At 75.8% G+C, this 4,259-nt stretch carries 2 protein-coding genes; both read right to left on the bottom strand.

Features of this window, described 5'->3' with window-relative positions:
- Window positions 1-39: 39 nt before the first annotated feature.
- Complete coding sequence (locus ABEA10_RS19605) at window positions 40-3,099, bottom strand: hypothetical protein (RefSeq protein WP_345465693.1); 3,060 nt, start codon at window positions 3,097-3,099, stop codon at window positions 40-42.
- A gap of 263 nt (window positions 3,100-3,362) precedes the next feature.
- Window positions 3,363-4,052, bottom strand: a complete 690-nt coding sequence (locus ABEA10_RS19610; protein WP_345465695.1) for a type VII secretion system-associated protein — start codon at window positions 4,050-4,052, stop codon at window positions 3,363-3,365.
- Between the last annotated feature and the right edge of the window lie 207 nt (window positions 4,053-4,259).

The following is a 4,259-nucleotide window of genomic DNA, read 5'->3' on the forward strand; positions in this document are numbered from 1 at the left end:
CGGACGGTCGCCTGCGGTTCTTCGGGCATCGATGAGGCATCAGGCCTCCCCCAGAGGTTCGGCGCAGCGCGCCGGCCAGGTGGCCGGGGACGCGCCGCCGGCCGGGGGCGCCTGGCGACGCAGAGCCTCGTCGAGCCGTTCGAGCGCCGCCCGGTCGGCGTCGTCCAGTCCGCCGGGCCGCTCGTCCACGGGACCGCCGCCCACCACCTCGGCCAGCAGCACCATCGGCGCCGGGCCGGCGGACCGTACGTCGAGCACACGGAAGGCCGCACCGGGCGGGAACACCACCTCGTCGGAGGCCGCGCCGGACGCGGAACCCAGCAGCGGGCGCACCCGGCGGCCGGTGGAGGACCAGATGACGTAACCTCCCGCCGCGGCGGACAGACCGGCGGCGGCCCTGAGCGGTAGCGCGCTGACCGGGCCGGGCTCGCGCACCACGGTTCCCGGCATGAAGCGTTCCAGGCCCCCTTCGGGCAGCCCGCCGCGTACGACGACGCCCCGGTAGGAGGGCAGGCGGCACAGGCCGGAGCCCAGGCAGGCGGTGTAGCCGGCGGGCATGCCGTCCCCGTCGCCCCGGCCGAGTTCGCCCTGCCCGCCCGAGAGGTAGATGTGCACCGCGACCAGGTCGGTCCGCGCGGCGTCCATCTGGGCGCCGCGCAGCGCGGGCATCTGCGTCATCGCCCGGTTCACCGAGGCGCTGTGCCGCTCCCACACCGGCTGGGCGAGCGCGCGGAACTCGGCCCGCTCCGCCTCGGTGCTGCGGCGGACCTGCTTCACCGGCGGCCGGGGACGCGTCCCCCGGGCCGCGGGAGCCGGCGCGGACGTTCTCGCCGGTGTCCCCGCTGACGTCTTCGCGGGCGGGGACGGTTCCGGGGGAGCGGCCGCGGACTCCGTGGCGACCGGCGGCGCGGCGGACGCCGGGGGCTCCGTGGGTTCCGCGGGAATCGCGGGGCTGACGGGCTTCGAGGACGGGGGACGGAACGCTTCCCCGGCGGCCGTGCCGGAGGCGTCCCTGCTCGGCGTGACCGGGGCCGGCGGAGTCCCGCCCGAGCCCGTGCGGAGCGGTTGCGCGCCGCCGGACCGCGGTGGCGCGGCCGGAGCACGGCCGGGCCCCTCGGCGGCCCCGGGCGCCGGGTCCGCGGAGTCACGCCGGGGCGCGGGCTCGTCAGCGGCCGACGGGCCCGGATCGCCGGACGCGGGCGCCGCGGGTCCGCCGTCCAGCGGCGCCGCCGGACCGTCGTCCGCCACCGGGCCGTCGGGCTCGTACGCGGACGGGCCGTCGGCCGGATCGCCGTCCGTCGCCGGACCGTCGGGCCCGTACGCGGGCGGATCACCGATCGCGGGGAACGCCGGACCGCCGTCCGCCACCCGGGCGTCGGGCTCGTACGCGGACGGACCTCCGGACGCGGGAACCGCCGAGCCGCCGGGCCCGTACGCGGACGGACCGCCGGACGCGGGGAACGCCGGGCCGGCGTTCGTCGCCGGGGCGTCGGACGGGGGCGGGCCGCCGTTCGCGGCTCGCGCGGGCGGGCCGGCGGTCGCGGACGTGGACGCGACGGCGCGGGCGGACGCCGGGAATCCGGTCCTCGCCTCCGACGGGCGCGGGGCCGGTGCGACGACGGGTTCTCGCGGACGCCGGGGGACGGCGACGGTGCGTACCGCCGCCATCGCGGGCTCCGGCGACGCCTCGGGCGACCGGGGCTCCGCCAGCGACACGCCGTGGTCGATCGCCAGCCGGAGCAGGCGGAAGTCCTCGCCCTCAGGCTGCCGGGACGGCAGGACGCGGTGCAGGGTGACGAAGTCGCGCACCCCGGTCCCGATCTCCGACAGCAGGCGGGACAGATCGGCGAAGAGCGCGTCGTCGGCCGGCGCTCCACGCAGGTTCAGCTCGACGGCCAGTTGTTCGGGCGAGACCGGCCGCTCGGCGACGGCGGGCTGCTCGCCGCGCGGCCCGACCGACAGGCCGGCCCTCGTCACGCAGACCTGCCAGCGGTCCGAGAGCGGCACGGGCGCCGGCTCCGTACGGCGGACGCCGGACATCGGGGAACGCCAGCGCACCAGCCGGGGCTCGACCACCCGGCCGTCCGCGTCGTACGGCCGGCACGCGACCGCCTCGACGAACGGCGCCCAGGTCGGTTCGGCGTCCGCGCCGATCAGGACGGGTCGTACGTCGGGTTCGGCGTCGGTGCCGATGACCAGCGGGAGCCCGGTCAGCACCTCGACCTCGGCGCCCAGTATCTCGGCGGTGTCCTGGGCGACGCTCAGCAGGTCGCGCGGTCCGCAGGGGGCCAGCCGGACCGTCGTCCGGGTCGAGTCCGGCAGCGCGGCCAGCAGCGCCGCGATGTCGTCGGCGGTGACGTCCGGCTCACCGCGGGACTCGGAGGCGTCGACGAGGACGGTGGGGTGCTCACCGTCGACCGGCACCGCGTAGCACAGGTCGCCGGCGCGGGTGGCGGGCGCCTTCGCCGACCGCACCAGGATCCCCGCCGGGACCTGCTCGACGATGTAGCCGCCGGCGGTGCGGCCGGGCAGCCGCGCGAGTTCGGGCTGCCAGGGCGGTGCGGGGCTGCGCGGGCCGAGCGGCGTCGGCTCCGCGCCGGGCATGAACCACCGCCAGCCGCGGTCGGGCGCGCCGCCGCCGAGCGCGAACAGCGAGCCTCCGGGGACGATGAGCACGCCCGCGTCCGGGGCGATCACCTTGATCCCCCAGGCGTCGGCGATCCGCTGCGCGATGGCGGGTCGTCCGGAGCGCGACGCGCCCGCGCCCGACAGCGCGAGGCGCACGGTCTCCACGCCGCGGTCGCGCAGGGAGTCCAGGACGGCGCCGAGCCGGGTCCACAGCTCGCCGTCCGCGCCGACCACGACGGTGAACACCTTCTGTGCGTCGTCACCGCCGCTGAGGAAGCGGGCGAGCTCGGCCATGCCCTCCGGCCGCGGCGACGTGTCCGCGGAGGAGCGCAACATGATGAGGTTGTCGTACTCGTCGACCACGACCGCGGGCCGGCCCTTCGCGCGGCCGGCACGGCCCTTCCTGGACGAGACGGCCGGGTTCTGCCGGCCTCGGTCCCGGCGGGTGGACGCCCTTCTCCAGCGGGTCACGATCACCTCCGGTGACGGCTTCGGTCGCCGCGGGGAAGGTGGCCGATCACTGGTGCACCTCCTCCACGTGACCGCAGCGCGGCGGTCCGAGGTCGGCCCCTCGCCCCGTACGTAGGCGGCTTCGGCGAAAGGCAGCCCTCAGTTAAGGCATACGAACCCGGCAGTGTTCGGGTTCAAGACCGATCTACTCCGTTTTCGCCCGGATGTCACCGGCCTTGCCCGATTCTGCCCGGATCTTTTCTCATCCGCACCAGAGGTGTCACTCAACCGTTCCCGGTTGCCCGAATCTCGCCGCGGACGGTGGACGGCCGGGGCCGCGCGACGTCGTCCACATCGTCGGCGACACGCTCCGGCACGCTCTCCAGCGCCTCGCGAAGCATCGTGGTGTCCACCGTCATGCTCACCGGGGCCGAGGGGTTGAGGTGGATGACATGGCCGGCGGGGATCCGGTCGGCCAGGTCGCGCACGCTCATCCGCGCGTACGCCAGCCGGCCCGCGGCCCGCAGATAGCCGGGGGAGGTGAAGACGGGGACCACGGGGGTCGTGCCGTCCGGCGCGGTGGCCGGCAGCGGGTCGCCCTGCGGCGTGACGAAGACCGCCGCTTCCGGCAGGGCCGCCAGCGCCTCGGTCACGGCCTCGCCGGGGCCGTAGCCCGTGGCGGCCCGTTGCACCGCCGCGTCGACCTCATCGGCCGGCTCCGGCCAGCCGAGCGCCGACGGCGACGGCCGGTACTCCTCGTTGTCACGCCACTCGACGATCTCGCCCTCCACGCTCGACCGCCACTGCCCGACGACCGCCCATGACGGCGGGGCGCCCTCTCCGGTCCACGCCGGGTCGACCACGCCCAGCCAGTGGTCGGGCGCCCGCCGGGCGGCCTCCCGAATGGAGTCCGGTACGGGAGGCATCGTTCCGGCCGCACCCTCGCTCGGCTCGCCTCCACCGTCGATCGGCACGCGGGCATCGCCCCCATATTTGTTTCCGAACAGACACGTTTATTGTCGAAAGGACAACGCTCACCGCAGGCGAATATCGAGACGCTCAATGAGCCGATGACCTCGACATTCGCGGCAGATGATCAAGTTGAAGCTACCAATGGGGCTATTAGCCGTCGAGCCCGCGCAGCCGAATTCTCTCGATCGTCATTGTCATTTCACATGCCG

Source organism: Actinoallomurus oryzae (assembly GCF_039541955.1).
GTDB lineage: Bacteria > Actinomycetota > Actinomycetes > Streptosporangiales > Streptosporangiaceae > Actinoallomurus > Actinoallomurus oryzae.